General features: G+C 64.7%; 26 protein-coding genes. 20 read left to right on the top strand and 6 right to left on the bottom strand.

Annotation, left to right across the window (positions count from 1 at the left end; translation table 11 throughout):
* Positions 1 to 211: 211 nt before the first annotated feature.
* Positions 212 to 1,051, top strand: coding sequence for an alpha/beta fold hydrolase (locus ACE10Z_RS39610; protein ID WP_375785523.1), 840 nt, complete (start codon positions 212 to 214; stop codon positions 1,049 to 1,051).
* 66 nt (positions 1,052 to 1,117) lie between these two features.
* Here the strand turns inward: ACE10Z_RS39610 and ACE10Z_RS39605 are convergent, their stop codons facing one another.
* Positions 1,118 to 1,477, bottom strand: coding sequence for a DoxX family protein (locus tag ACE10Z_RS39605; RefSeq protein ID WP_375785522.1), 360 nt, complete (start codon positions 1,475 to 1,477; stop codon positions 1,118 to 1,120).
* Positions 1,478 to 1,599: 122 nt separating this feature from the next.
* Complete coding sequence (locus ACE10Z_RS39600) at positions 1,600 to 2,472, bottom strand: NmrA family NAD(P)-binding protein (RefSeq protein WP_375785521.1); 873 nt, start codon at positions 2,470 to 2,472, stop codon at positions 1,600 to 1,602.
* A 116-nt stretch (positions 2,473 to 2,588) separates the two neighbouring features.
* Here ACE10Z_RS39600 and ACE10Z_RS39595 point away from each other — a divergent pair, with 116 nt between their 5' ends.
* On the top strand, positions 2,589 to 3,014 hold the full coding sequence (locus ACE10Z_RS39595; protein WP_375785520.1) for a winged helix-turn-helix transcriptional regulator: 426 nt from the start codon (positions 2,589 to 2,591) through the stop codon (positions 3,012 to 3,014).
* Between the two features lie 155 nt (positions 3,015 to 3,169).
* On the opposite strand, the gene ACE10Z_RS39590 is transcribed toward ACE10Z_RS39595, so the two are convergent.
* Positions 3,170 to 3,970 carry an SDR family NAD(P)-dependent oxidoreductase gene (locus ACE10Z_RS39590; protein WP_375785519.1) on the bottom strand — a complete coding sequence of 267 codons (801 nt, stop codon included), beginning with the start codon at positions 3,968 to 3,970 and terminating at the stop codon, positions 3,170 to 3,172.
* 169 nt (positions 3,971 to 4,139) lie between these two features.
* Entirely contained in the window at positions 4,140 to 5,198 is a 1,059-nt protein-coding gene (locus ACE10Z_RS39585) for a polysaccharide deacetylase family protein (RefSeq protein ID WP_375785518.1), read from the bottom strand.
* 169 nt (positions 5,199 to 5,367) lie between these two features.
* Here ACE10Z_RS39585 and ACE10Z_RS39580 point away from each other — a divergent pair, with 169 nt between their 5' ends.
* The 13 genes from ACE10Z_RS39580 to phoB all read left to right on the top strand — a co-directional run bounded on the left by ACE10Z_RS39580 (position 5,368) and on the right by phoB (position 17,325).
* Positions 5,368 to 6,762 (top strand): OmpA family protein, encoded by a 1,395-nt coding sequence (locus tag ACE10Z_RS39580; protein ID WP_375785517.1) that lies wholly within the window; start codon positions 5,368 to 5,370, stop codon positions 6,760 to 6,762.
* A gap of 2 nt (positions 6,763 to 6,764) precedes the next feature.
* Positions 6,765 to 7,061: a hypothetical protein gene (locus ACE10Z_RS39575; RefSeq protein ID WP_375785516.1), complete on the top strand. Its 297-nt coding sequence runs from the start codon at positions 6,765 to 6,767 to the stop codon at positions 7,059 to 7,061.
* A gap of 109 nt (positions 7,062 to 7,170) precedes the next feature.
* A complete protein-coding gene (locus ACE10Z_RS39570; protein ID WP_375785515.1) occupies positions 7,171 to 7,758 on the top strand; it encodes a TetR family transcriptional regulator C-terminal domain-containing protein in 588 nt (195 codons plus the stop codon).
* Entirely contained in the window at positions 7,758 to 8,663 is a 906-nt protein-coding gene (locus ACE10Z_RS39565; protein ID WP_375785514.1) for a haloalkane dehalogenase, read from the top strand. The genes ACE10Z_RS39570 and ACE10Z_RS39565 overlap by 1 nt, the downstream gene beginning before the upstream one ends.
* Before the next feature lie 19 nt (positions 8,664 to 8,682).
* Positions 8,683 to 8,910: a SelT/SelW/SelH family protein gene (locus tag ACE10Z_RS39560; protein ID WP_375785513.1), complete on the top strand. Its 228-nt coding sequence runs from the start codon at positions 8,683 to 8,685 to the stop codon at positions 8,908 to 8,910.
* A gap of 353 nt (positions 8,911 to 9,263) precedes the next feature.
* Positions 9,264 to 10,319 (top strand): lysylphosphatidylglycerol synthase domain-containing protein, encoded by a 1,056-nt coding sequence (locus ACE10Z_RS39555; RefSeq protein ID WP_050403104.1) that lies wholly within the window; start codon positions 9,264 to 9,266, stop codon positions 10,317 to 10,319.
* An 84-nt stretch (positions 10,320 to 10,403) separates the two neighbouring features.
* Positions 10,404 to 11,717 carry an ATP-binding protein gene (locus tag ACE10Z_RS39550; RefSeq protein ID WP_375785512.1) on the top strand — a complete coding sequence of 438 codons (1,314 nt, stop codon included), beginning with the start codon at positions 10,404 to 10,406 and terminating at the stop codon, positions 11,715 to 11,717.
* A gap of 136 nt (positions 11,718 to 11,853) precedes the next feature.
* Positions 11,854 to 12,864 carry a phosphate ABC transporter substrate-binding protein PstS gene (gene pstS / locus ACE10Z_RS39545; protein WP_375785511.1) on the top strand — a complete coding sequence of 337 codons (1,011 nt, stop codon included), beginning with the start codon at positions 11,854 to 11,856 and terminating at the stop codon, positions 12,862 to 12,864.
* A 228-nt stretch (positions 12,865 to 13,092) separates the two neighbouring features.
* Positions 13,093 to 14,082 carry a phosphate ABC transporter permease subunit PstC gene (gene pstC / locus ACE10Z_RS39540; RefSeq protein WP_375785510.1) on the top strand — a complete coding sequence of 330 codons (990 nt, stop codon included), beginning with the start codon at positions 13,093 to 13,095 and terminating at the stop codon, positions 14,080 to 14,082.
* 4 nt (positions 14,083 to 14,086) lie between these two features.
* Positions 14,087 to 14,932: a phosphate ABC transporter permease PstA gene (gene pstA, locus ACE10Z_RS39535; RefSeq protein ID WP_375785509.1), complete on the top strand. Its 846-nt coding sequence runs from the start codon at positions 14,087 to 14,089 to the stop codon at positions 14,930 to 14,932.
* On the top strand, positions 14,929 to 15,747 hold the full coding sequence (gene pstB, locus ACE10Z_RS39530; RefSeq protein WP_375785508.1) for a phosphate ABC transporter ATP-binding protein PstB: 819 nt from the start codon (positions 14,929 to 14,931) through the stop codon (positions 15,745 to 15,747). Before pstA ends, pstB begins: the two co-directional genes overlap by 4 nt.
* 20 nt (positions 15,748 to 15,767) lie before the next feature.
* Positions 15,768 to 16,484 (top strand): phosphate signaling complex protein PhoU, encoded by a 717-nt coding sequence (gene phoU / locus ACE10Z_RS39525; protein WP_375785507.1) that lies wholly within the window; start codon positions 15,768 to 15,770, stop codon positions 16,482 to 16,484.
* 130 nt (positions 16,485 to 16,614) lie between these two features.
* On the top strand, positions 16,615 to 17,325 hold the full coding sequence (phoB, locus tag ACE10Z_RS39520) for a phosphate regulon transcriptional regulator PhoB (protein ID WP_016844067.1): 711 nt from the start codon (positions 16,615 to 16,617) through the stop codon (positions 17,323 to 17,325).
* 80 nt (positions 17,326 to 17,405) lie between these two features.
* On the opposite strand, the gene ACE10Z_RS39515 is transcribed toward phoB, so the two are convergent.
* A complete protein-coding gene (locus tag ACE10Z_RS39515; RefSeq protein WP_021076557.1) occupies positions 17,406 to 17,918 on the bottom strand; it encodes a GcrA family cell cycle regulator in 513 nt (170 codons plus the stop codon).
* A gap of 486 nt (positions 17,919 to 18,404) precedes the next feature.
* On the opposite strand from ACE10Z_RS39515, the gene ACE10Z_RS39510 reads away from it, so the two are divergent.
* The 3 genes from ACE10Z_RS39510 to ACE10Z_RS39500 all read left to right on the top strand — a co-directional run bounded on the left by ACE10Z_RS39510 (position 18,405) and on the right by ACE10Z_RS39500 (position 21,729).
* Complete coding sequence (locus ACE10Z_RS39510) at positions 18,405 to 19,610, top strand: aspartate aminotransferase family protein (RefSeq protein ID WP_375785506.1); 1,206 nt, start codon at positions 18,405 to 18,407, stop codon at positions 19,608 to 19,610.
* Complete coding sequence (gene argF / locus ACE10Z_RS39505; protein WP_298368584.1) at positions 19,610 to 20,536, top strand: ornithine carbamoyltransferase; 927 nt, start codon at positions 19,610 to 19,612, stop codon at positions 20,534 to 20,536. The genes ACE10Z_RS39510 and argF overlap by 1 nt, the downstream gene beginning before the upstream one ends.
* Positions 20,537 to 20,724: 188 nt before the next feature.
* Entirely contained in the window at positions 20,725 to 21,729 is a 1,005-nt protein-coding gene (locus ACE10Z_RS39500) for an Hsp33 family molecular chaperone (protein ID WP_375785505.1), read from the top strand.
* A gap of 104 nt (positions 21,730 to 21,833) precedes the next feature.
* On the opposite strand, the gene apaG is transcribed toward ACE10Z_RS39500, so the two are convergent.
* Complete coding sequence (apaG, locus tag ACE10Z_RS39495; RefSeq protein WP_092123063.1) at positions 21,834 to 22,232, bottom strand: Co2+/Mg2+ efflux protein ApaG; 399 nt, start codon at positions 22,230 to 22,232, stop codon at positions 21,834 to 21,836.
* A gap of 273 nt (positions 22,233 to 22,505) precedes the next feature.
* Between apaG and ACE10Z_RS39490 the strand changes: the two genes are divergently transcribed.
* A complete protein-coding gene (locus ACE10Z_RS39490; RefSeq protein WP_375785504.1) occupies positions 22,506 to 23,759 on the top strand; it encodes an OpgC domain-containing protein in 1,254 nt (417 codons plus the stop codon).
* A complete protein-coding gene (locus ACE10Z_RS39485; RefSeq protein WP_375785503.1) occupies positions 23,756 to 24,529 on the top strand; it encodes an SGNH/GDSL hydrolase family protein in 774 nt (257 codons plus the stop codon). Before ACE10Z_RS39490 ends, ACE10Z_RS39485 begins: the two co-directional genes overlap by 4 nt.
* Positions 24,530 to 24,531: the final 2 nt, after the last annotated feature.

Raw genomic sequence — 24,531 nt, 5'->3', positions numbered from 1 at the left:
CTCCCGGAGGGGCCGAAAAGGGGTAAGCCGAGAAGGTCCTGGCTTGCCCCTTTTCTTTTTGAGACGTGCGTTGGCTCCGCGCGATGAAGCGCTGGGGCTTCCCAGCTTGACAAGCGCGATGTGTTCGCGCGGAGATCACGCAGCTTCAATACATGGACCGCAATGACGGCTTGCGCCGGTTGCCGCGGTTCGGGATTTCGGCGGTGCCATCATGAGCGAAGAGACCTTTCCGGGGCCGACCCTGCGTCCGTTCAAGCTCCAGTTCGGTGAGCAGACGATTGCGGGCTTCGAGAGCGCGGGTACTGGCCGCGACATCTTGCTGATCCACGGCAATTCATCGTCGTCGCAGATTTGGCAGAAGCAACTCCAGGGGCCGCTCGGCGCCAAATACCGGCTGGTCTCGATCGACCTTCCCGGCCATGGCAGCTCGTCGCCTGCGCCCGATCCGGGGCATGGTTATTCGGGTGCGGGCTACGCCAGCTGCATTGCGGCGGCCGCAAAGGAGCTCGGCCTGAAGAACGCGGTGGTGGTGGGCTGGAGCCTCGGCGGGCACGCGGTGCTCAACGCAGCCCCATCCTTGCCGATGGCGGCCGGGCTGATGATTTTCGGTACGCCGCCGATCGCCAAGACGCCTGACGGGTTCTCCGGCTTCAAGGGGCTGTCGGCCACCACCTTCACGCCCGCGCCCAGCGATGCAGAGATCGCGGCCTGGCTGAAAACGGTCTTCGCGCCGGACTATGCGCCGTTGCCCGCGTTCGTCGACACCGATTTCCGCCGTACCGACGGCAACGCGCGCGGCTATCTCGGCGCCAGCGTGCAGGCCGGCCGCTTCGCGGACGAGGTCGAGATCGTGCGCGGCCTCCGGGTTCCGCTGGCGATCGTGCATGGCAGCGAGGAACAGATGGTCGATCTCGGCTATCTGCAACGGCTGCCCGCGCCGACATTGTGGCGCGGCCAGGTTCAGGTGATCGACGGTGCCGGCCACGCCACGCAGTGGGAAAGAGCCGAAGCCTTCGACGAGCTGGTCGACGCGTTCGCGTCGAGCCTTTGAACGACGAATAGGGGGCGCTTACTCGCCGTTCGCACGCGGACATTCCTCGGCCGCCAGTGGCGACAGTCATGCCGGGCTGGGGAGCCGCTTCGGCCAGGCAATCCAGCCGACGACTATCGATAGTGTTGCCACGACAAGCGGCGCCACGCCGTGCCAGTATTCGCCGTGGAATGTGACGGTCGCGAGCGCTGCCAACATCACGGTGCAGCCGAGCACCGAGCCCCACAGCCGCGTCCGTGCCCGCGCCAGCAGAGCGGCGGTCGTGAGTTCCAGCGATCCGGTTACGAAATGGAACCAGTACGGGTATCCCCACCGCAGGTATTCTTCGTAGATTGACCCAGGGGCGAAGATGTTGCTGAGCGATCCCACGACGAAGAAAGCTGCAAGCGCCAAGGCCGAGACTTGGCGCAGAGAAATCTTTGACATTGTCCATCCTTTTCTGATGAGGGCGTCGCGGAGAGACGGCCGGCCGCGACGCATTCATTCCGAGGGAGATGCGAATTTCCGGAACAGGTCCGAAAGTCGCATCTCATCGCCGATCCGCGGACCTACGCCGCCGCGGCGTTCTGGGCCGCCGCGAAGACATCGCGGGGAAGCGTTGTGCCGGCGACGCGCTCCGTGCCCGCTACGCCGAGGTCCATCCAGCCCGCGTTGACGGCGTCGAACATCGCTTCAGCCGGTCCGGTTTGGCCCTTCGGGATACCGAACTGCTCGAATGCCGCCGGCCACTCAGCCCGCGGGACGGCGAAGGCCCTGACTTCGCGCTGCATGACATCGCCCAGTTGCGCTGCGACTTCATCCGCGCTGATCATCGAACCAAGTTCGATGACCCGATGCCCCGACCACGCCGGCCCTGTCAGCAGCGTCGCCACCTCGGCACCGATGTCGTTCGTCGCGACCATGGTCGATTTCCGGTTGGTCGGGTTGTAGTAGACCGGGAGCGTGCCGCCCTGGGCGACGTGCAGGCCGTAAAGGAAGTTTTCGAAAAAGCCGCCGGCGCGCACGAGGGCGGTCGGCGATGTCAGCTTGCGAAAGCCTTGCTCCAGCAACGACAGGGCCGTGATCATCCCCAGCCCGCTCGTTCTGTTCGCCCCCATCGATGACAACCCGACGACCCGCGGCGGCGCGGCCTTGGTCAGCGCCTCGACATAGTTCGCGATGACGCCCTTGGCTTCCTTGAAGTCCGGCGAGGGAGCCCAGACAGCAGGCAACATGACAAACGCGCCGTCGACGCCCTTGAGCGCCCGCTCGATGGCGGCCGTGTCGTTCCAGTCACCGTCCACCAGTTCCACGCCCTGGTCCGCCCAGTTTGCCGCCTTCGCGCGGTCGCGAACCAGCGCGCGTACTTTCTTGCCTTGCGCCAACAGATGCCTGGCGGTTGCGCCGCCGACTTTTCCTGTGATTCCAGTGACTAGAAACATGCGTATTCTCCGGGTGCTAAATGGTCTATATTCTAGGGTAGGTCTCACATAGAGACCTCGGGCCTGCACCGTAAGGAGGCAGTTTTTTGTAACCAGGACAGGAAAAGGGGACCGGCATGAGCGACGCATTGAGCGCGATCGAGCGCTTCAGCCGATATCAATCGGACGACGCCCAGTCAGCGGAACCCGTGCATTGCCCGGTGCGCGATGTGCTCGACTGCATCGGCGACAAGTGGAGCATCCTCATGATCATGACGCTTGCGACGCGACCGCAGCGTTTCGGCGAGCTTCGCCGAGCCATCCGCGACATCTCGAAGCGCATGCTCACACAGACGTTGCGCGACCTGGAGCGCGACGGACTTATCACCCGCCATGTCTTTCCGACCAAGCCGCCGAGCGTTGAATATCGCCTTTCCCCGCTAGGCCAATCCCTGCTGGACCCGATGGCCAGCCTCATCGATTGGGCCGACCGTCGCTATTCGGATATCCATGCCGCGCGCGTCCGCTTTGACGGAGCCCCCTGTGATGTCTCGCGCGAGTGATGTGAAACGGAAGTTCACGTCATCGCGTGTGTGAGATCTGGCGGCGTGCTTCAGATGGAGCTGGCCGGAGGCGTCGGAAAAGGCGCCCCGCTGCGGGCGAGGCGCCCCTTGTGTATGACCAGTGATGCTCTGATGGGCGTGAGAGGCGCGGTCGCTTACCCCGCGATCTCCAACCCTGCGGTCGCGTAGACCACGCCGCCATCGACCGCGATCGTGTTGCCCACGACGTAGTCGCCGGCGCGCGAGGCGAGATAGATTGCGGTCCCCGCCATGTCTTCGTCGCTGCCCACGCGTCGCGACGGAACGCGCTTGGCGACTTCGTCGGCGTGGTCGCGCGCGGCGCGGTTCATGTCCGACTTGAAGGCGCCGGGCGCGATCGCGGTGACATTGATGTTGTCCTTGATCAGGCGCGTCGCCATTCGCCGCGTCAGATGGATCACCGCGGCCTTGCTCGCGGCATAGGAATAGGTCTCCATCGGGTTGACGAAGATGCCGTCGATCGAGGCGATGTTGATCACCTTGCCCGGTTTGTCATGCGTCGCCGCCGCGCGCAGCGGCTTGGCCAGCGCCTTGGTCAGGAAGAAGATCGACTTGACGTTGAGGTCCATCACCTTGTCCCAGCCGCTCTCCGGGAATTCGTCGAAGTCCGCGCCCCATGCCGCGCCGGCATTGTTGACCAGGATGTCGAGCTTCGGCTCGCGCTTGATGATCTCACCGGCGAGCTTCTCGCAGCCCTCGACGGTCGAGATGTCGATCGGCAGCGCGATGCATTCGCCGTCATAGGCGGCTGTGAGCTCCTGGGCGGTGGCCTCGCAGGGACCTGCCTTGCGCGCGGTGATATAGACTCTGGCGGCGCCCTGCGCGAGGAAGCCGGCTGCGATCATCTTGCCGATGCCGCGCGATCCTCCGGTCACCAGTGCGACGCGGCCCTTCAGTGAGAACAGATCCTTGAACATGCGCTCCTCCATTGCGTTGCCGATGGTTCTGGGCGCGGCCGGGGATCGAGTCAAGAAGTGGGAAGGGATCAGTAGCCCGGATGGAGCGAAGCGAAATCCGGGGAAGCGTCATCCGATGCGACTGTCCCGGATTGCGCTTCGCTCCATCCGGGCTACAGGCAGGCGCGTATCACGCCGCGTCGATGCGGCGAAAGCCGTTCCACACCGCGGTGGCGGCGCCTGAGGTCAGCACCGGCAGGAGCCGCGCGTCCTGGTAATTGCCGTTCAGCGAGACCCGCTGCAACGCCGTCAGATGGTCGGCGCTTTCGGGAAACAGCATGCCCGGCCGCGTCGTCACCGCGGTCCGAAAGCCGATCGATCTGGCGAGGGCGAATTCGCGTTGCCCGGCGGCGATCCGGTCGCCATAGGGATAGGCGAGATGCAGCGCCGGACGCTGCAGCGCGTCCTCGATCCGCGCCCGGCTGGTGGCGAGCTCGAACGATGCGATGGTCTCGCTCTGCTTGGCGAGATTGCAATGGGTGATGGTGTGCGCGCCGATGGTGACCAGCGGATCGTCGGCAAAGCCGCGCAACTCGTCCCAGGACATGCAGAGCTCGCGCGCGATGCCGGCCTCGTCGACGCCGTGGCGGGCGCAGAGCGCTGATATCTCTGCCTGCATCTCTTTCTCGCCCGGCAGTGAACGCAGCCAGTCGTGCATGCGGCCGAACGCTGTGCGCTTGGCTTGCGGCGTCGCGGTGTCGATCCGCGTCATGACGCCGGCGATCGGCACCTCGATCGCCGATGCTGCCGCGATGATCCGCTCCAGCGCGATCCACCACAATTTGCCGCAGCCTTCCGCGAAATCGCTCGCGACAAAGACCGTGAACGGCGCGCCGAACTCGCGCATGACGGGCAGCGCGAAATCGCGGTTGTCGCGGTAGCCGTCGTCGCAGGTGAAGCAGGCGAAGCGCCGCGCGAAATTCCGTTCGGTGAGGCGGCGGTGCGCCTCGTCCATGCTGACGACGTCGACGTCGAGGGCGCGGAGATGCGTCAGCATCGCGCGCAGGAAGTCCGGCGTGACCTCGAGATGATGGTTGGGCTGGAACACGTCGGCGCGGCGCGGGCGGACGTGATGCAGCATGAAGATGGTGCCGACGCCGGCGAAGATCGGCCGCAGCAGGATATGTGCACCCGAGAAATACAACGCCTCCATCCCGGCACGGATCACGGTGTTGCGGAGTTGTTTCATGGGGGCACGGGCTGGCCGATTTGCATTCCGCCGCAAACTTAGCGAAAGACCACTGAAGAAACTGTTATCCCGGTCCAACATGGCGGCCCCGCCATGGCAGCCGATTTGGGGTTTGACAGTAGGCCAAGGGTTTGTTTTCTCTCTGCTTCCCGACCCCGCAGGACGCTGAATGCACGGACTTTTCAAGTGGAGTAGCAAGTGGTGGCCGGGGGTGATTCCACTGGTCGTCCTGTGGGGTATCGCGGGCTGGACCAGCACCGGAACGGTCGAGGCCGATCTTGCTGCGCGCTCCAATGCCGCACTCAAGGACACCGTGCTCGACAAGCGCCGCATCAGCGTCGACGGCCGCGACGTGACCTTTGCGGCCAACGCCTTCTCCGAGGACGGCCGTCTCAGCGCAGTGGCATCGGTCGAGGCCGTGCCGGGCGTGCGGCTGGTCAACGACGAGACCCGCCTCGTTCCCGAAGCCAAGCCCTTTGTGTGGTCCGCCGAACGCGACGTGGTGCGGGTCACGCTTGGCGGCAATGCGCCGCTGCCGTCGAGCAAAAGCAAGCTGACCGAGGCCGCGAAGGCCAGCCTCGGCGGTGTCGAGGTGGTGGATCAGATGGCGCTCGCCCGCGGCGCGCCGTCGCGGTTCGATCCGGCGGCGCTGTTGCTGCTCGATCAGATCGGCAAGCTGAAGGAAGGCAAGATCACGCTGACCGACAACAAGGTTGCTCTCGCCGGCATGGCGCGCGAGCTCGGCGGACGCGAAGCGGTCGCGGCGGCGCTGAAGAACCTGCCGGACGGCTATTCGATCGCCGCCAACGACATCAAGGCGCCGCCTTTCGTGTTCCAGGCCTACAAGGATCCGGTCGCGGTGACGCTGACGCTGACCGGCTACGTGCCCGACAACAACGTGCATGCCGCGCTGGTCGCCGCCGCCGGCCGCAAGTTCTTCAGCGAGAAGGTGGTCGACAATCTCAAGGCCAGCATCGGCGCCCCCTCAGGTTTTGCGGCGGCGGTGGTGCCTGCGCTCGGCGCGCTGTCGCGGCTGTCGACCGGGACGCTCGTGGTCTCGGACCGTGAGGTGAAGCTGTCGGGCGATGCGCTGTATGATGCCGCGGCCGGCCAGATCCGCGACGGGCTCGGCAAGGACTTTCCGCAGGGCTGGCAGTACAAGGCCGAGGTCACGGTCAAGCCGGCGGCGGCGCCGGTCGATCCGACGGTGTGCCAGCAGCTGTTTTCCGAAATCCTCTCCAAGGGCAAGATCCGCTTCGAGTCCGGCAAGGCCGACATCGTCCCTGACTCCGCCGGCCTGCTCGACCGCCTGATCGAGACCGCGATGCGCTGTCCCAATGCGACGATCGAAGTCGCCGGCCATACCGACAGCGACGGTGAGGAGGCGGCCAACCAGGCCTTGTCGGAGCGCCGCGCGCAGGCCGTGGTCGATTATCTCGTGCGCGCCGGACTGCCTGCCAATCGCTTCACGCCGATCGGCTATGGCAGCACGCAGCCGCTCGCCGGCAACGAGAGTGAAGACGGCAAGGCGCAGAACCGCCGCATCGAATTCGTGGTGAAGTAGCGATGACCGTGCTCGCGACATTCTTCTGGGGTTGGCTGCTCGGCGCCGCGCTGCTCGGCTTCTGCATGGGCTGGATCGCGGTGGTGCATCGGGCGCAGGGCGTCTCGAAGGTGTGGATCCGCTGGCTCGCGCTGCTCGCCGCCGCGCTGGTGGCGGCGTCGTTTGCGCGGGTCGTGCCCGGCCGCTTCGGCTACTGGCTCGATCTCTTCCTGGTCATGTTCGCGCTCTATCTCATCGGCTGCGCGATCGGCTCCTGGTTGCGCGACTGGGTGGTTTCGCGCAGCAGGCCCGCGAGCTGACCCCAAACCCTTGATCCAGCAGGTCTGAGCGGCGTCGCCCAGGCGCGCGGCGAGCCGCGTGCATCTTGTCGCTTGACATCAATACGTACGTGCGTATTAAATGGTCTCCATGCCAAAACCATCTCTCCGCGATGCCATCCTCGACGCCGGCCTGAAGGAAATGTTCCGGACCGGCTATCACGGCACCAGCGTGCGCGACGTCACCGCCGCCGCCGGCGCGCCGCAGGGTTCGTTCACCAACCATTTCCGCTCGAAGGAGCGGTTCGCGTCCGAAGTGCTCGACCGCTATTTTGCGCAGACGCGATCGCTTGTGGCGCAGGCGCTTGACGACACCTCGCTCACTCCGCGGATGCGGTTGAAGCGCTACCTCGACATCATCACCGGGCGGCTCGAAGCGGACGATTTTCTGCGGGGCTGCCTGATCGGCGACCTCAGCCTCGAAGCGTCCGCTTCGAGCGAATTACTGCGCACGCGGTTGTCGGAAATCTTTCAGGAATGGCGCGGGCCGTTCGCGGCCTGCATCGCTGAAGGGCAGAAGGCCGGCGAGATCGCCTCTGACTTTGCGCCCGAAGAACTCGCCGAGTTCCTGCTCGCGTCCTGGCAGGGCGCCATTCTCCGCATGAAGGTGGAGCGTGGGCACACGCCGCTCGAGCGCTTCAAGACAATCGTCTTCCAAACTGTGTTCAGGGAGTTGTGATGACCGAATCTGTGTTCCTTCAGCATCGCGATGTCTTGTCGACCACCATGGCCTTTCGCGAGGCGGGCGCCGGCAATGCGCCGGTGGCGCTGTTCCTGCACGGCAACCCGACTTCGTCCTACATCTGGCGCAACATCCTGCCGTTGGTGGCGCCGGTGGCGCATTGCATCGCGCCCGACCTGATCGGCTTTGGCGCGTCCGGCAAGCCCGACATCGCCTATCGCTTCCGGGACCAGGTGCGCTATCTCGATGCCCTGATCGAAACGCTTGGCGTCTCATCCGCCTACCTGGTGGCGCAGGATTGGGGCACGGCGCTCGCATTTCATCTTGCCGCCCGGCGTCCCGATTTCGTGCGTGGGCTCGCCTTCATGGAGTTTATCCGGCCGATGTCGACATGGAGCGATTTCGATCCCGATCACGGCGTGCGCGAAGAAACCTTTCGCAAATTCAGGACCGAAAATGTGGGCGAGGCGATGATTCTGGAAGGCAATGCCTTCATCGAGCGCGTTCTTCCGAACGGGATGCTGCGCAAGCTGAGTGAGGAAGAGATGGCAGCCTATCGCGCGCCGTTTGTGACGCGCGACAGCCGCAAGCCGATATTGATGCTGCCGCGCGAGCTTCCGATCGCGGGCGAGCCGGCCGATGTCGATCAGGCGCTCACCACGGCGCACGCAGCGCTTGCGGCATCGACCTATCCGAAGCTGCTGTTCGCGGGGTCTCCCGGCGCCCTGGTGTCGCCGGCCTTCGCGGCGGATTTCGCGGCGAGGCTGCAGCATTGCGCGGTCATTCAGCTCGGCGCCGGCGCGCATTATCTGCAGGAGGATCATCCGGAGGCGATCGGTCGCTCGGTTGCAGGGTGGATCGCTGGGATCGAAGCCGTGAACGCGCAACATCTCGCAGCATGAGTGGATGGGAGGGCACGCCATGACCGACCTCTCGATCATTTATTGCCGTCCCTGCGGCTACGAGAAGCGCGCCAGGGAGGCCGCCGCGCTGCTGCGCGAACGGCTCGGGCTCGATCCGGAGCTCGTGCCCGGCAAGGGCGGCGTCTTCGAGATCAAGCTTGACGGCAAAGTGATCGCCCGTCGCGCCAAGAGGCATTTCCCCGATGCCGCCGAAATCGTCACCGCAGTGGCTGCGGCACGGGCATAAAAATTGACGCAGGCTTTGCCTCATCGCCGCCGTATGACCATTGCGGCGGCGATTTTCGCTGCGCGGGCGCCCGCGTCGCTCACGCTTCCCGTAGTTTCCCGGATGGTCTCGCGCATTGCTGGGCGGGCCAACTGCCGCGCGTCGATGTCAAGACTTGTCGAAGGTGGCGAGAAACGCGCATATTTGTGCACCCGCTGTCATGAATCATCCCTAATATCTTGAAGATGCGTCTTTTATTGTCGTTTGACGAATTCCACTCCGGCTTAAAACGCGCTACAGGGGTCGGGGCACAGCGAAGCGCCGGCGGGGTTCGCCCGGGAGCCGCCGTCGCGGGATCGCAATTCGAGGTCTAGATGCTGGAAGCAATACGCAGGGCGATGGCGTTTCTGCGCCAGAAGCAAATCCTGCACCGGCTCGGTGTTGTCATCAGCATCGCCGTCATCGGCATCGCCTGCTACGTCCTCTATCACATGCTGCGCGGCATCGACACCAACGAGGTGCTCGAGGCCATCAAGAGCACCGAGCCGCGACAAATCGCGCTGGCGGGACTGTTCGTCGCAGCCGGCTACTTCACGCTGACCTTCTACGACCTGTTCGCGGTGCGCGCGATCGGTCACGCCCACGTGCCCTATCGCGTCAATGCGCTCGCGGCGTTCACCTCCTATTCGATCGGCCACAATGTCGGCGCCAGCGTCTTCACCGGCGGCGCGGTGCGCTACCGGATCTATTCGGCCTGGGGATTGAACGCGATCGACGTCGCCAAGATCTGCTTTCTCGCCGGCCTGACCTTCTGGCTCGGCAATGCCGCCGTGCTCGGGCTCGGCATCGCCTATCATCCGGAAGCCGCAGCCAACATCGACCAGCTGCCGCCTTGGCTCAACCGCACCCTGGCGTGCGGCATCATCATTGCGCTGGTCGCCTATGTGGTCTGGGTCTGGACCCAGCCGCGGGTGGTCGGCCGCGGTCCCTGGACGGTGACCCTTCCCGGCGGCCCGCTGACGCTGCTGCAGATCGCGATCGGCATCGTCGACCTCGGCTTCTGCGCGCTGGCGATGTACGTGCTGGTGCCGGACGAGCCCAATCTCGGCTTCGTCGTGGTCGCGGTCATCTTCGTGTCGGCGACCCTGCTCGGTTTCGCCAGCCACTCCCCCGGCGGGCTCGGGGTGTTCGACGCCGCCATGCTGGTCGGCCTCTGGCAGATGGACCGCGAGGACCTGCTCGGCGGTATGCTGTTGTTCCGCCTGCTCTACTATATTGCGCCGTTCGTCATATCTGTAATCTTGCTGACGTTTCGGGAGGTTATCGTCGGCGCCCGACTCAAACGGCTGCCGCAGACTGATTCGGGTCCCCGCGCCGAACCGCACCATGAGGCGGTTCTGGTCCGCAAGCGCGGTGATTCCGGGGTCTGATGACGCGGCCCGATGCCTCCCGAGGGAAGGTCGATGTGACCGTGCCTGGGCGAGACATGAACCAACGGGATGAAAGCCGCCGCGATGGCAATTGACGATACGCCGCAATCGATCTTCTCGCCTTGGCCCGACCGCTTGCGCCATTCCGCGCTGATCCTGCTCGCTGCCGCGCTGGCGCTCAGCGTCGTGGTCGCGCTCGGCGAGTTGTCGCTGGTGCGCGCCTGCGCGGTGTTCGTCTGCATCGCGGCTGCGGCGCTCGTGCCATGGCGGCTGCATGATGCCGGCACCTCGCGCGAGGATGTCCGCCACGGCAATCCGGTCGAGGCGACCGCCGTCAGCGCCGTCGTCGCCGGCATGCCGGACCCGGCCGTGCTGCTCGATCGCGCCGGCCGCGTCATCCATCTCAACACCGCCGCGGCCCAGCTTGCGCCGGCGCTGCGCAAGAACGAGCTGGCGCAATTTGCCCTGCGTTCGCCGGAGATTATCACTGCGTTGCGCGAGGCGATCGCGACCACCGAGCCGCGCCGCGCCACCTACTCCGACCACGTTCCGGTCGATCGCTGGATGGAGCTGGTGATCACGCCGGTGCCGGTGCCGACCCAGTTCGGCGGCACCGAGAAGTGCATGCTGATGACCTTCCACGATCTGACGCCGCTGCGCCGGGTCGAGGAGATGCGCGCCGATTTCGTCGCCAATGCCAGCCACGAGCTGCGCACGCCGCTCGCCGCGTTGTCCGGCTTCATCGACACGCTGCAGGGACCGGCGCGTGAGGACGTGCGGGCGCGCGAGCGCTTCCTCGGCATCATGCACACCCAGGCCACCCGCATGGCGCGGCTGATCGACGACCTGCTGTCGCTGTCGCGGGTCGAGCTGTCGGCCCATGTGCGGCCCGAGGCGTCGATCGATATCGTGCCGATCATCCGGCAGGTGGCCGACGGGCTCGAGGCGCTCGCCAGCGAGCGCCAGGTCGAGATCGACGTCGACCTGCCACCGACCCCGGTCACGATCGCCGGCGACCGAGAGGAACTGCTCCGCCTGTTCGAGAACCTGATCGAGAACGCCCTCAAATACGGCGCCTCGGGCGGCCGCGTCATAGTGTCGCTCAATCAGGCCGTTTCGGGCGCATCGGGCGAGGGGAGCTCCGAAATCCGTGTCATGGTACGGGATTTCGGCCCCGGCATCGCCCCGGAGCACCTGCCGCGGCTGACTGAGCGGTTCTACCGGGTGGACGTCGGCGACAGCCGTAACCAGGGCGGAACCGGCCTCGGATTATCGCTGGTGAAACATATTCTTAACCGTCATCGCGGGCGTCTTCTGATCGAGAGCGTGCCGAAGAATGGCGCGACTTTTACCGCCTGTTTTCCCCGGCCGAAGACCCCATTACCGACCCAAAGCTAAGCGTTTCCAGCTACTTAGCTCTGTCATCCAACTGTCATCCAACCTTCGTAAAAGCGGCACCGACCGGTCCTAGATGGACCGGCGTGGGCGCGATCGGGCGCAATTGGCGCTTCGCTCACAAGATGGAGACCACCCCATGAATTTCATTAAAGCAATCGTCGCTGCCGGCATGGTCGCCGCTTCGACGTCGGCCTTCGCTGCCGATATTACCGGCGCGGGCGCAACGTTTCCGTTCCCGATCTATTCGAAGTGGGCTGACGCCTACAAGAAGGAGACCGGCAACGGTCTGAACTATCAGTCGATCGGCTCCGGCGCTGGCATCAAGCAGATCCAGGCCAAGACCGTGACCTTCGGCGCCACCGACGCGCCGCTCAAGGCCGAGCAGCTCGAGAAGGACGGCCTCGTCCAGTGGCCGATGGTGATGGGCGCGATCGTTCCGGTCGTGAACGTCGAAGGCATCAAGTCGGGCGATCTCGTGCTCTCGGGCGAAGTGCTCGGCGACATCTATCTCGGCAAGATCACCAAGTGGAATGATGCGGCGATCGCCAAGCTCAATCCGAAGCTGACCCTGCCGGCCGACGCGATCACCGTCGTGCGCCGTTCGGACGGTTCGGGCACCACCTTCAACTTCACCGACTACCTCTCCAAGTCGAACGCCGACTGGAAGTCCAAGGTCGGTTCCGGCACCGCGGTCGAATGGCCGGTCGGCGTTGGCGCCAAGGGCAACGAAGGCGTTGCCGGCAACATCAGCCAGACCAAGAACGCGATCGGCTATGTCGAATACGCCTATGCCAAGCAGAACAAGCTGACCTACACCGCGCTGGTCAACAAGACCGGCAAGACCGTGCAGCCGACCATCGCCGCCTTCCAGGCCGCTGCGTCGAATGCCGACTGGTCCAAGGCTCCCGGCTACTACGTGATCCTGACCGATCAGCCTGGCGAAGCCTCCTGGCCGATCACCGCGGCGACCTTCATCCTGATGCACAAGGACTCGACCGACAAGGCGGCCTCGCAGGAAGCGCTCAAGTTCTTCAAGTACGCTTTCGAGAAGGGCGACAAGGCGGCCGAAGAGCTCGACTACATCCCGATGCCGGACTCGGTCGTCAAGCTGATCGAGAAGACCTGGTCGTCGGACATCAAGAGCTAAGTCCGACGCTTTGAACGACGCCTGTGCCGCCTCTCAAGGGCGGCACAGGTCGACCGATTGAGACCTGGGCTTCATCACCGCGGCAAGAAACGCGGGGCGGGTCCCGGGCTCGCGCCTCGGGAGGCGCACCCGGAACGACGCCCGGCCAAATGCGTCAGTGAAGATCGCTTCGGGGCGTAGCGGTTTGCGTAGCTTTCACATGGTAATGAGGGGATTGGCGTGGCAGACATGGCTGTTCAGAGCGATGTGATGGAAGCCGCCGGACCTTACGATCGCGCCAAGGCCCTCAGCGCTTTCAAGCTGGGCGATCTCACCTTCTATTGGATCACCCGTGTCTCGGCGATTTCGGTCCTGTTGATCCTCGGTGGCATCATCCTGTCGCTGATCGCCGGCGCCTGGCCGGCGATGAAGGAATACGGCTTCGCCTTCCTCTGGACGCAGCGCTGGGCGCCCTCGGCCGATCCGCCGGTGCTCGGCGCGCTCGGCCCGATCTACGGCACCCTGATCACCTCCGTCATCGCGATGCTGATCGCCATTCCGGTCGGCATCGGCATCGCCATCTTCCTCACCGAACTCTGCCCGCAGATGCTGCGACGGCCGATCGGCATCGCCATCGAGCTGCTCGCCGGCATCCCCTCGATCATCTACGGCATGTGGGGCTTCTTCGTGCTGGGCCCGTTCCTGGCCAACACGTTCCAGCCCTTCATGATCAGGATATTCGAGGGCATCCCGGTGCTCGGCGCGGTGTTCGCAGGTCCGCCGTCCTATCTCAGCCTGTTCAACGCCGCGCTGATCCTCGCCATCATGGTGCTGCCCTTCATCACCGCGATCTCGGTCGACGTGTTCAAGACCGTGCCGCCGGTTCTGAAAGAGGCCGCCTACGGCATGGGCTGCACCACCTGGGAAGTCGTCCGCAGCGTCGTGATCCCCTACACCCGGGTCGGCGTGATCGGCGGCATCATGCTGGCGCTCGGCCGCGCGCTCGGCGAGACCATGGCGGTGACCTTCATCATCGGAAACTCGTTCCGCATCTCGTCGTCGATCTTCGCGCCGGGCACCACGATCTCGGCGGCGATCGCCAGCGAATTCGCCGAGAGCGACGGCCTGCACCAGTCCGGCCTGATCCTGCTCGGCCTCTTGCTGTTCGTGCTGACCTTCTTCGTCCTCGCCGGCGCCCGGCTGATGCTGATGCGGCTTGAAACGAAAGCGGGGAAATAGCGCCATGAACCCGATCTACAAATCCCGCCGCCGCAGCGACATCGTCATTCGCGCACTCTGTGTCGGCGCGGCGTTGTTCGGCGTCACCTGGCTGGCGCTGATCCTGTTCACGCTGCTCTACAACGGCCTTGCCGGCCTCAGCGTGCAGCTGTTCACCCAGAACACGCCGCCGCCGGGCTCGACCGATGGCGGCCTGCTCAACGCCATCGTCGGCTCGGTCATCATGACGGTGATCGGCGTCGGCATCGGCGCGCCGCTCGGCCTGTTCGCCGGCACCTACCTTGCGGAGTACGGCAAGCACGACAAGCTCACCTCGGTGATCCGCTTCATCAACGACATCCTGCTCAGCGCGCCTTCGATCATCATCGGCCTGTTCATCTATGGCGCGGTGGTGGTGCCGATGCGCGGCTTCTCGGCGATCGCAGGCAGCCTTGCGCTCGCCGTGATCGTGATCCCGGTCGTGCTGCGCACCACCGAGGACATGCTGCTGCTGGTGCCCAATCCGCTGCGCGAGGCGGCCTCCGCGCTCGGCCTGCCGCGTTCGCTGGTGATCAAGCGGATCGCTTATCGTGCTGCGCGTAGCGGCTTGATCACCGGCGTGCTGCTGGCGACCGCCCGCGTCGCCGGCGAGACCGCGCCGCTGCTGTTCACCGCGCTGTCGAACCAGTTCTTCAGCTGGGATTTGACCAAGACGATGGCCAACCTGCCGGTGACCATCAACAACTTCGTGCAGAGCCCCTACGCTTACTGGAAAGAGCTGGCGTGGAGCGGTGCGCTGCTCATCACCTTCACCGTGCTCGCGCTGAATATCGGCGCGCGTATCCTTGGTGCCGAAAGGGCCGCAAAATGACCGAGCTTTCCGTCTCCACGACTGCCGCGAGCCAGGTTCCCCAGGTTCCGCTGCCGGAAGCGCCTCCGAAAGTCACGGTGCGCAACCTCAACTTCTATTACGGCGAGCACCACGCGCTGAAGAACATCAACCTGACGCTCGGCACCAACCGCGTCACGGCGTTCATCGGCCCGTCCGGCTGCGGCAAGTCGACCCTGCTGCGCATCTTCAACCGGATGTATGATCTCTATCCGGGCCAGCGCGCGGTCGGCCAGCTGATGCTGGACCAGACCAACATTCTCGATCCCAAGCTCGACCTCAATCTGCTCCGCGCACGGGTCGGCATGGTGTTCCAGAAGCCGACGCCGTTCCCGATGACGATCTACGAGAACATCGCCTTCGGCATCCGCCTCTACGAGAAGATCTCGAAGTCCGAGATGGACGACCGGGTCGAGAAGGCGCTGCGCGGCGGCGCGCTGTGGAACGAGGTCAAGGACAAGCTGAACGCCTCCGGCCTGTCGCTTTCCGGCGGCCAGCAGCAGCGCCTGTGCATCGCGCGCACCGTGGCGGTGCGTCCCGAGGTGATCCTGTTCGACGAACCGTGCTCGGCGCTCGATCCGATCTCGACCGCCAAGGTGGAGGAGCTGATCCAGGAACTCTCCGAGGACTACACGATCGCGATCGTCACCCACAACATGCAGCAGGCGGCCCGCGTCTCCGACAAGACCGCCTTCATGTATCTCGGTGAGCTGATCGAGTTCGACGACACCAACAAGATCTTCACCTCGCCGAGCGATCGACGTACCCAGGACTACATCACCGGCCGGTTCGGTTGACCGGGCTGAGGAGAGAGATGATGGCTTCTGAACATACCGCCAAGGCATTCGACAGCGACCTGCAGGAGTTGACCCGCCTGGTCGCCGAGATGGGCGGGCTCGTCGAGCGGATGATCACCGAGTCGGTCGACGCGCTGATCCGTCGCGACGTCGCGCTCGGCAAGCGCGTGGTCGCCGCCGACATCGAGATCGACAATCTGCAGCGCGTCATCGAAGAGCGCGCGGTGCTGACGATCGCCCGCCGCCAGCCTATGGCGATCGACCTGCGCGAAATCGTCAGCGCGATGCGCGTTGCCACCGACCTCGAGCGGATCGGCGACCTCGCCAAGAACATGGGCAAGCGCGTCGCGGCACTGGAAAGCGATTTCCAGCCGCTGAAGCTGATCCGCGGCCTCGAGCACATGACCGACCTCGTGCTGTCGCAGGTCAAGTCGGTGCTCGACGCCTATGCCGCGCACGATCTGCCGGCGGCGATGAACGTCTGGAGGGGCGACGAGGAGGTCGATGCGATCTGCACCTCGCTGTTCCGCGAGCTGCTGACCTACATGATGGAGGATCCGCGCAACATCTCGTTCTGTATCCACCTGATGTTCTGCGCCAAGAACATCGAGCGGATCGGCGATCACGCCACCAATATCGCCGAGACCGTGTTCTACATGATCGAGGGCCAGCAGATCACCGACAAGCGCCCGAAGGGCGACATGACCAACTTTGCCACCACGGTGCCGGGTACCTAGGACATGATCCGCAGGCGCGGAGCCGGATTGTCTTCACGACAAGTCGTTTCCGCGGGGATTATGCTCAGGAAAGTAAGCGTTTCGGTTTGCGTCTGGGCAACGGATCACCACAGAGAGAGAACTTAAACCGATGAGCGCACGCATTCTGGTAGTCGAAGACGAGGAAGCGCTGACGACACTGTTGCGCTACAACCTCGATGCGGAAGGCTACGATGTCGAAACAGTGGGGCGCGGCGACGATGCCGACACCCGCCTGAAGGAGCGCGTTCCCGACCTCGTGGTACTGGACTGGATGCTGCCGGGCCTGTCCGGCATCGAACTGTGCCGCCGGCTGCGGGCGCGGCCCGAGACCAAGCAGCTTCCGATCATCATGCTGACCGCGCGCGGCGAGGAGAGCGAGCGCGTGCGCGGGCTTGCCACCGGCGCCGACGACTACATCGTCAAGCCGTTCTCGGTGCCGGAACTGCTGGCGCGGGTGAAGGGCCTGCTGCGCCGCGCGAGCCCGGAGCGGCTTGCGACCGTGCTGACCTATGGCGACATCGAGCTCGACCGCGAGAAGCGCCGCGTGGCGCGCTCGGGCCGTCCGATCGATCTCGGTCCGACCGAGTATCGGCTGCTCGAATTCTTCCTCGAGCATCCCGGCCGCGTGTTCAGCCGCGAACAGCTGCTCGACAGCGTCTGGGGCCGCGACATCTATATCGATGAGCGCACCGTCGACGTGCATATCGGCCGCCTGCGCAAGCTGCTCAATCCGGGCCGCGAGCAGGATCCGATCCGCACCGTGCGCGGCGCCGGCTACGCGCTCGACGACCGCTTCGCGAAGGCCGAGCCGCAGCCGTAAGGCCGTGCTGTAGCTACGGACAAAAAAATCCCCGCTTTGGCGGGGATTTGTTTTTGCAGTCCAGGCAGTTTCCCGAGTGCTTACTTGATCTGTGGCTTCGCCGACGGCCTCCGGCGATCGGCGGCGGGCTGGTAGGCGACGCGCGAGTGATGTGCGCAATAGGGCAGGCCGGCGAGCGCCTTGCCGCCGCAGAAGAAGAATTCCGGGCTCGAGGGATCGCCGACCGGCCAGTGGCAGGTGGCCTCGTTGAGCTCGAGCAGCGACAGCCGCTGGCTCATCGGCACAACGTTGTCGAAGGAGATCGGATCGGGCTCCATCTCGACCTCGAAGGCATGAGCGAGTGCGGTGTTGCCGCGCGAGACCGGGCGCGCCACCCGCATCATGTGCTGGGCGGGGCGGGCCTTGCGCTGCCGCGGTGCAGCCGTGGAGGGGGCCTTGGCGCGGCCGGAGAGGCCAAGTCGATGTACTTTGCCGATCACGGCGTTTCGCGTCACATTGCCAAGTTCCGCCGCGATCTGGCTGGCCGAGAGGCCGGATTCCCAGAGCTTCTTCAGCTGCTCGACGCGATCGTCGGACCAGGTCAATACAGTCATCGCATTCTTCCTTTCGCATGGCGCCGGCCAGTCATCGGAGCGGCGCTGCGAGCCAATCTGGACAAATATCCCTGCGGCCAGAATCCCTTAGCCCTCGCCGGGCACGGTGTTGCGCCCGAACGTTTACGCGAGACACGAAGGCTACTTAGAGGGTCCAGTACTGCCGCACGAGATGTCGTACCCGACAGGCCAAACGCTACAATATGGCGTGACTCTGGCGCAAGAGTCCGCGGCCGTGCGTCCACATGTTCCCACACAGTTAAGCATTGCTATGAGGCTTTTCCACCGCACCGGAATGCTCCGGATTGCGCTGGTTTCGCATTGCAGGAAGGCCAGTTCGTGACGATTGACACTTACTGACCGCAGCATAGAATGCCCGCCACGTGCCGCCCGCAAAGGCGGCCGTTTTGTTTTCCGAAGCTGGCGGTTGCTGCGTTGGCGTCAAGGCGCGCAGCAATTGACGGCTTCAAACCGGCAGTGAACGCCATGACCAACGCCTCGTCGCATCTGCTCCCCGTCTTCGCTCGGGTCGATCTCGGCTTCGAGCGCGGCGAGGGCGCCTGGCTGATCGCAACCAACGGCGACCGCTATCTCGATTTCACCTCGGGTGTCGCGGTGAACGCGCTCGGGCATGCGCATCCGCATCTGGTCAAGGCGCTGCAGGAACAGGCGACCAAGCTCTGGCACATGTCGAACCTGTTCAAGAGCCCGGACGGCGAGGTGCTGGCCGCGCGGCTGTGCGAGCAGAGCTTTGCCGACTTCGTGTTCTTCTGCAATTCCGGCGCGGAAGCGATGGAGGGCGTGATCAAGCTGGTCCGCCACCACCACTTCTCCAAGGGCCATCCCGAGCGTTATCGCATCATCACCTTCGAAGGCGCCTTCCATGGCCGCACGCTGGGCACGCTGGCTGCGACCGGCTCGGCGAAATACCTCGAAGGCTTCGGCCCGCCGATGGACGGCTTCGACCAGGTGCCGCACGGCGACATCGAGGCGGTGAAGAAGGCGATCGGCCCGCACACCGCCGGCATCCTGATCGAGCCGGTGCAGGGGGAGGGCGGCGTGCGCTCGGCGCCGCAGGCCTTCTTCAGGGCGCTGCGCGCGCTGTGCGACGAGCATGGCCTGTTGCTCGCCTTCGACGAGGTGCAGACCGGCATGGGCCGCACCGGCGAGTTGTTCGCCTACAAGCGCACCGGCGTCACGCCCGACGTGATGTCGCTGGCCAAGGCGCTCGGCGGCGGATTCCCGATCGGCGCGGTGCTGGCGACCGCGCAGGCTGCGGCCGGCATGGCGCCGGGCTCGCACGGCTCGACCTTCGGCGGGAATCCGCTCGCGGTCGCCGCCGCCAATGCCGTACTCGACGTCATGCTCAAGCCCGGCTTCTTCGAGCACGTGCAGAAGATGTCGCTGCTGCTCAAGCAGAAGCTCGCGTCCGTCGTCGACCGCTATCCCGGCGTGCTGTCGGAGGTGCGCGGCGAGGGCCTGTTGATCGGCGTCAAGGCGGTGGTGCCGTCGGGCGATCTGATCGCCGCGCTGCGCAACGAGAAGCTGCTCACCGTCGGCGCCGGCGACAATGTGGTGCGGTTCCTGGCGCCCCTGATCGTCACCGAAGCCGAGATCGACCAGTCGATCGTCGCGCTCGAGCGCGCCTGCTCTGTGCTATCGGCGCCACAGCCGAAGAAGGCGGCCGGATAATGAGCAAGCCGGTCCGTCACTTCCTCGATATCAACGAGCTGCCGCTCGGCGAGTTGCGCAACATGCTCTCTGCCGGAGCTGCCATGAAGGCGAAGCTGAAGGCGCATGAGAAGGGCAGGAAGCCGCTCGAAGGCAAGACGCTGGCGATGATCTTCGAGCGCCCGTCGACCCGCACACGGGTGTCGTTCGACGTCGGCATGCGCCAGCTCGGCGGTGAATCCATCATGCTAACCGGCGCCGAGATGCAGCTCGGCCGCGGCGAGACCATCGCCGACACCGCGCGCGTGCTGTCGCGCTATGTCGATGCGATCATGATCCGCATCCTCAACCACGACGCGCTGCTCGAGCTCGCCGCTCACGCCACCGTGCCGGTCATCAACGGCCTGACCCGGCGTTCGCATCCCTGCCAGGTGATGGCCGACCTCATGACCTATGAGGAAAACCGCGGCTCGATCGAGGGCAAGACGGTGGCCTGGACCGGCGACGACAACAACGTGCTGGCCTCGTGGGCGCACGCCGCCGAGCGGTTCAAATTCAATCTCAACATTGCCACGCCGCCCGAGCTCTCGCCGAAGAAGCCGATGCGGGACTGGATCAAGGCCACCGGCGCGCCGATCATGCTCGGCACCGATCCGGAAGCCGCGGTGCGCGGCGCCGACTGCGTCGTCACCGACACCTGGGTGTCGATGGGCGACAAGGAGGGCGAGCACCGCCACAACGTGCTGAAGCCCTATCAGGTCAATGCCAAGCTGATGTCGCTCGCCAAGCCGGACGCGCTGTTCATGCACTGCCTGCCCGCGCATCGCGGCGAGGAGGTCACCGACGAGGTGATCGACGGCCCGCAATCCGTGGTGTTCGACGAGGCGGAAAACCGCCTGCATGCGCAGAAGGGCATTTTGGCCTGGTGTTTCGACACGGTCGCGTAACGCGTTCAATGCTGTCGTCCCTGCGAAAGCAGGGACCCATACGCCGCGGCCCGTGGAAAAGGCACAAGGGGAGACGCCTTGTGTCACGACAAACTCTTGTGGTTTTGGGTCCCTGCTTTCGCCGGGACGACGATCTCTCGCTGAGTGAACCCCTTTATTTCATGGTCCGAGACCCCAGATAGAGCGCCATGGTTTCACAATCCCCCGACATCAAAATCCAGGCCGAGACGCCCATTCGCGCGCCCTCGGCGGTTCCTGTCGACGATGCCGTGCTGGCCTTCGAGGTCGGCGCGCTGGACCTGCGTGGCCGGCTGACCCGGCTGGGCCCCGCGCTCGACGAGATCCTGCACAAGCACGATTATCCGCCCGCGGTCGGCAAGCTGCTCGGGGAGGCGATCGTGCTGACGACGCTGCTCGGCTCGTCGGTCAAGTTCGAGGGCCGCTTCATCCTGCAGACCCGGACCGAAGGTCCGGTCTCGCTCCTGATCGTCGATTTCCAGGCACCCGACCGGCTGCGTGCCTATGCGCGCTACGATGTGGCGCGCCTCAAGGACGGGCAGAGCTCGGGTGAACTGCTCGGCAAGGGCCACCTTGCGATGACCATCGATCAGGGCTCGAACACCAGCCGCTACCAGGGACTGGTCGCGCTCGACGGCGGCGGGCTGGAAGAGGCCGCCCACGAATATTTCCTGCGCTCGGAGCAGATTCCGACGCGGGTGCGCCTTGCGGTCGGTGAGGAGATGCGCGGCGGCGAAGGCGGCAAGCTGCACTGGCGTGCCGGCGGCATCCTGCTGCAATTCCTGCCCAAGGCACCCGAACGCGCCAAGCAGGCCGATCTGCATCCCGGCGATGCACCGGAGGGCACGGCGACGCACAGCGTGCCGGATGACGATGCCTGGGTCGAGGGGCAGTCGCTGATCTCGACCGTCGAGGCCGTCGAACTGATCGATCCCGATCTCTCCGGCGAGCGGCTGTTGTACCGCCTGTTCCACGAACGCGGCGTGCGCGTCTTCAACCCGCAACCGCTGCGCGCGCAGTGCTCCTGCTCGCGTGATGCGGTGTCGTCGATGCTGAAGAGCTTTGCGCCGAACGATCGCGCCGAGATGGTCAAGGACGGCAAGGTGGTCGTGACCTGCGAGTTCTGCTCGTCGGTCTACGAGTTCACGCCGCAGGAAGCCGGCGTGGAGTCATAAGTCTGTCATGGCCGGGCTCGACCCGGCCATCCATCATAGCAAAAGCGTTTGCTGAAGCGATGGATCGCCGGGTCAAGTCCGGCGATGACGCGCATGGACGCGCGTCAATTCAACACCCTTTTCCCGTCCGGGCTCGGGCTATCCAGCGAGAATGTCGGCACGTCGATGTCGAAGCGCTCGCCGGCTTCGGTGACCATCTGGTAGCTGCCGGTCATGAAGCCGGAAGCGGTCGGCAGCGGCACGCCTGAGGTGTATTCGAAGCGCTCGCCGGGCGCGAGCACCGGCTGCTCGCCGACCACGCCCTCGCCACGCACCTCCTGCCGGCGGCCGGTGGCGTCGGTGATGATCCAGTGCCGCGTCCGCAGCTGCACCGTTTCCGGGCCCGAATTGACGATCACGATCTTGTACGACCAGAAATATTCGCGCCGGTCGATCGACGAGCGCTCCGGCATGAAATTCGGCTCGACGGTGACTTCGATCTGGCGGGTAACGGCGCGGTACATACGGCTCAATCCGATGATCTCGGCGCAGAATCCGTTCTCGGCCGGATCACGCGCAAACAGGCGCCTATCATAGCCAATTGGTCAGCCGGAACCAATCGCTGGGCAGGCCGTGAAAAGCCGGTCCCGGGGGCCGCCTGTTCATCGCGGTTTCAACATAGTTCCGCTCTAAAGCGCGGCCGCATGTCGCCGCACTCTGTGCTTTGTCGGCAAGTTGCGGACCGATATTATCTTTTCAGCACGGCCTGCGGGCGCCCGCAGCTGACACGGTGTTTGATGAGCTCGATTGCCGATCCCATAGCCGGTTCGCCGGTGGCTGACGCCAAAGCCGATGCCGAGGTCAAGGCGAAGGTTGCGGCGCCCGCGATCACGCTGCCGGCGACCGGCGAGCGCGAGCTCAGGCTCGATCTGTTCCGCGGGCTCGCGCTGTGGCTGATCTTCATCGACCACCTGCCGACCAATCTTCTGACCTGGCTGACGATCCGCAACTACGGCTTCTCCGACGCCACCGAGATCTTCATCTTCATCTCCGGCTATACCGCCGCCTTCGTCTATGGCCGCGCGATGCTGGAGGGCGGCTTCGTGATCGCGACCGCGCGCATCCTGCGCCGGGTCTGGCAGATCTATGTCGCGCATGTCTTTCTGTTCACGATCTTCCTCGCCGAGATCTCCTATGTCGCGACCTCGTTCGAGAACCCGCTCTACAGCGAAGAAATGGGGATCATGGACTTCCTGAAGCAGCCCGACGTCACCATCGTGCAGGCGCTGCTGCTGCGCTTCCGCCCCGTGAACATGGACGTGCTGCCGCTCTATATCGTCCTGATGCTGTTCCTGCCGCTGATCCTGTGGCTGATGAAGTGGAAGCCCGATGTCACGCTCGGCCTGTCGGTCCTGCTCTATGCGCTGACCTGGCAGTTCGATCTTTATCTCTCGGCCTATCCGAACGGCTTCTGGGCGTTCAATCCGTTCGCCTGGCAATTGCTGTTCGTGTTCGGCGCCTGGTGCGCGCTCGGCGGCGCGCGGCGGATGTCGCGCATCCTGTCCTCGAACATCACGATGTGGATCTGCATCGTCTATCTGGTCGCGGCGTTCTTTGTGACCTTGACCTGGTACGTGCCGCAGCTCGGCCACATCATGCCGAAGGTGATCGAGCAGTGGATGTATCCGATCAACAAGACTGACCTGGACGTGTTGCGGTTTGCGCATTTCCTGGCGCTCGCAGCCCTCACCGTACGCTTCCTGCCGAGGGACTGGCCAGGGCTGAAATCGCCCTGGCTGCGACCTTTGATCCTGTGTGGCCAGCATTCGCTTGAGATATTCTGTCTCGGGGTCTTCCTCGCCTTTGCCGGTCACTTCGTGCTTGCCGAAGTGTCGGGCGGTGCTGCGCTGCACGCCTTGATCAGCGTCTGCGGCATCCTCATCATGTGCGGCATGGCGTGGATTATTTCGTGGTACAAGCACTCCGCCGACAAAGGCGCCTCGAAAAAAGGTGCCGCCGGCAACGCCGATCTGGCGGGAGGGGGAGCATGAAGTCCGCGCGGACGATGCTGGGCCTGATGCTGCTGGCCGCCTGTTTGGCGGCAGCGCCCGCGCGCGCCGGCGACGCCCCCGAGCAGCCTGCACCGGCGCCGCCCTGCGACGTGCCGGCCTATCTGCTTTCGAGCGAGAGTTCGCTGCCGAAGGTCACCGACGCGGTGAAGGCCAACCAGCCGCTCAGCGTGCTGGTGGTGGGCAGCCGCTCCTCGACCATCCCCGGCAACGAGGCGAGTGCCTATCCGGCCACGCTGCAGGCGGCGCTGAAGGAGGCGTTTCCGACCGCAACCATCGATCTATCCGTAGAATTACAGGCAAAGAGCACCGCCGAGGAGACCGCGGGAACCCTCGTTAAGCTTGTCGAAGCAAAAAAGCCTACTTTGGTTATCTGGCAGACCGGGACGGTCGATGCTATGCGAGCAGTCGATCCTGACGATTTCCGCACCGCCATCAACGATGGCGTTGTTGCGTTGCGGGGCGCCGGGACCGACGTGGTGCTGGTCAATCTGCAATACAGCCCGCGTACGGAAACGATGATCTCTGCGCCGCCATATCTCGACAATATCAAGGTGGTTGCGCAGCAGCACGACGTTCCGCTGTTCGACCGGTTCGCAATTATGAAGCAGTGGAGCGACGCCGGATATTTTGACCTGTTCAGCACCTCGCATGGTGTCGATCTGGCCAAGAAGGTTCATGCCTGTCTCGGCCGCGCACTGGCGAAATTCGTGATCGATGCGGCCCATCTGGGTCCGGTGCAGCAGAATTAGAG

The organism is Bradyrhizobium sp. Pha-3, assembly GCF_042258615.1.
GTDB lineage: Bacteria > Pseudomonadota > Alphaproteobacteria > Rhizobiales > Xanthobacteraceae > Bradyrhizobium.
This window is presented reverse-complemented; position numbering and strand designations above follow the sequence as displayed.

Coding starts and splice junctions, on each gene's coding strand:
- ACE10Z_RS39605 (WP_375785522.1), bottom strand. CDS start 1,477: ATGTCAAAGATTTCTCTGCGCCAAGTCTCGGCCTTGGCGCTTGCAGCT.
- ACE10Z_RS39500 (WP_375785505.1), top strand. CDS start 20,725: ATGGTTTCACAATCCCCCGACATCAAAATCCAGGCCGAGACGCCCATT.
- ACE10Z_RS39555 (WP_050403104.1), top strand. CDS start 9,264: ATGCTGGAAGCAATACGCAGGGCGATGGCGTTTCTGCGCCAGAAGCAA.
- pstB (WP_375785508.1), top strand. CDS start 14,929: ATGACCGAGCTTTCCGTCTCCACGACTGCCGCGAGCCAGGTTCCCCAG.
- ACE10Z_RS39515 (WP_021076557.1), bottom strand. CDS start 17,918: ATGACTGTATTGACCTGGTCCGACGATCGCGTCGAGCAGCTGAAGAAG.
- ACE10Z_RS39560 (WP_375785513.1), top strand. CDS start 8,683: ATGACCGACCTCTCGATCATTTATTGCCGTCCCTGCGGCTACGAGAAG.
- pstA (WP_375785509.1), top strand. CDS start 14,087: ATGAACCCGATCTACAAATCCCGCCGCCGCAGCGACATCGTCATTCGC.
- ACE10Z_RS39610 (WP_375785523.1), top strand. CDS start 212: ATGAGCGAAGAGACCTTTCCGGGGCCGACCCTGCGTCCGTTCAAGCTC.
- ACE10Z_RS39550 (WP_375785512.1), top strand. CDS start 10,404: ATGGCAATTGACGATACGCCGCAATCGATCTTCTCGCCTTGGCCCGAC.
- ACE10Z_RS39510 (WP_375785506.1), top strand. CDS start 18,405: ATGACCAACGCCTCGTCGCATCTGCTCCCCGTCTTCGCTCGGGTCGAT.
- ACE10Z_RS39565 (WP_375785514.1), top strand. CDS start 7,758: ATGACCGAATCTGTGTTCCTTCAGCATCGCGATGTCTTGTCGACCACC.
- ACE10Z_RS39575 (WP_375785516.1), top strand. CDS start 6,765: ATGACCGTGCTCGCGACATTCTTCTGGGGTTGGCTGCTCGGCGCCGCG.
- pstS (WP_375785511.1), top strand. CDS start 11,854: ATGAATTTCATTAAAGCAATCGTCGCTGCCGGCATGGTCGCCGCTTCG.
- ACE10Z_RS39570 (WP_375785515.1), top strand. CDS start 7,171: ATGCCAAAACCATCTCTCCGCGATGCCATCCTCGACGCCGGCCTGAAG.
- phoB (WP_016844067.1), top strand. CDS start 16,615: ATGAGCGCACGCATTCTGGTAGTCGAAGACGAGGAAGCGCTGACGACA.
- ACE10Z_RS39585 (WP_375785518.1), bottom strand. CDS start 5,198: ATGAAACAACTCCGCAACACCGTGATCCGTGCCGGGATGGAGGCGTTG.
- ACE10Z_RS39580 (WP_375785517.1), top strand. CDS start 5,368: ATGCACGGACTTTTCAAGTGGAGTAGCAAGTGGTGGCCGGGGGTGATT.
- ACE10Z_RS39590 (WP_375785519.1), bottom strand. CDS start 3,970: ATGTTCAAGGATCTGTTCTCACTGAAGGGCCGCGTCGCACTGGTGACC.
- phoU (WP_375785507.1), top strand. CDS start 15,768: ATGGCTTCTGAACATACCGCCAAGGCATTCGACAGCGACCTGCAGGAG.
- apaG (WP_092123063.1), bottom strand. CDS start 22,232: ATGTACCGCGCCGTTACCCGCCAGATCGAAGTCACCGTCGAGCCGAAT.
- pstC (WP_375785510.1), top strand. CDS start 13,093: ATGGCTGTTCAGAGCGATGTGATGGAAGCCGCCGGACCTTACGATCGC.
- ACE10Z_RS39490 (WP_375785504.1), top strand. CDS start 22,506: ATGAGCTCGATTGCCGATCCCATAGCCGGTTCGCCGGTGGCTGACGCC.
- ACE10Z_RS39595 (WP_375785520.1), top strand. CDS start 2,589: ATGAGCGACGCATTGAGCGCGATCGAGCGCTTCAGCCGATATCAATCG.
- argF (WP_298368584.1), top strand. CDS start 19,610: ATGAGCAAGCCGGTCCGTCACTTCCTCGATATCAACGAGCTGCCGCTC.
- ACE10Z_RS39600 (WP_375785521.1), bottom strand. CDS start 2,472: ATGTTTCTAGTCACTGGAATCACAGGAAAAGTCGGCGGCGCAACCGCC.
- ACE10Z_RS39485 (WP_375785503.1), top strand. CDS start 23,756: ATGAAGTCCGCGCGGACGATGCTGGGCCTGATGCTGCTGGCCGCCTGT.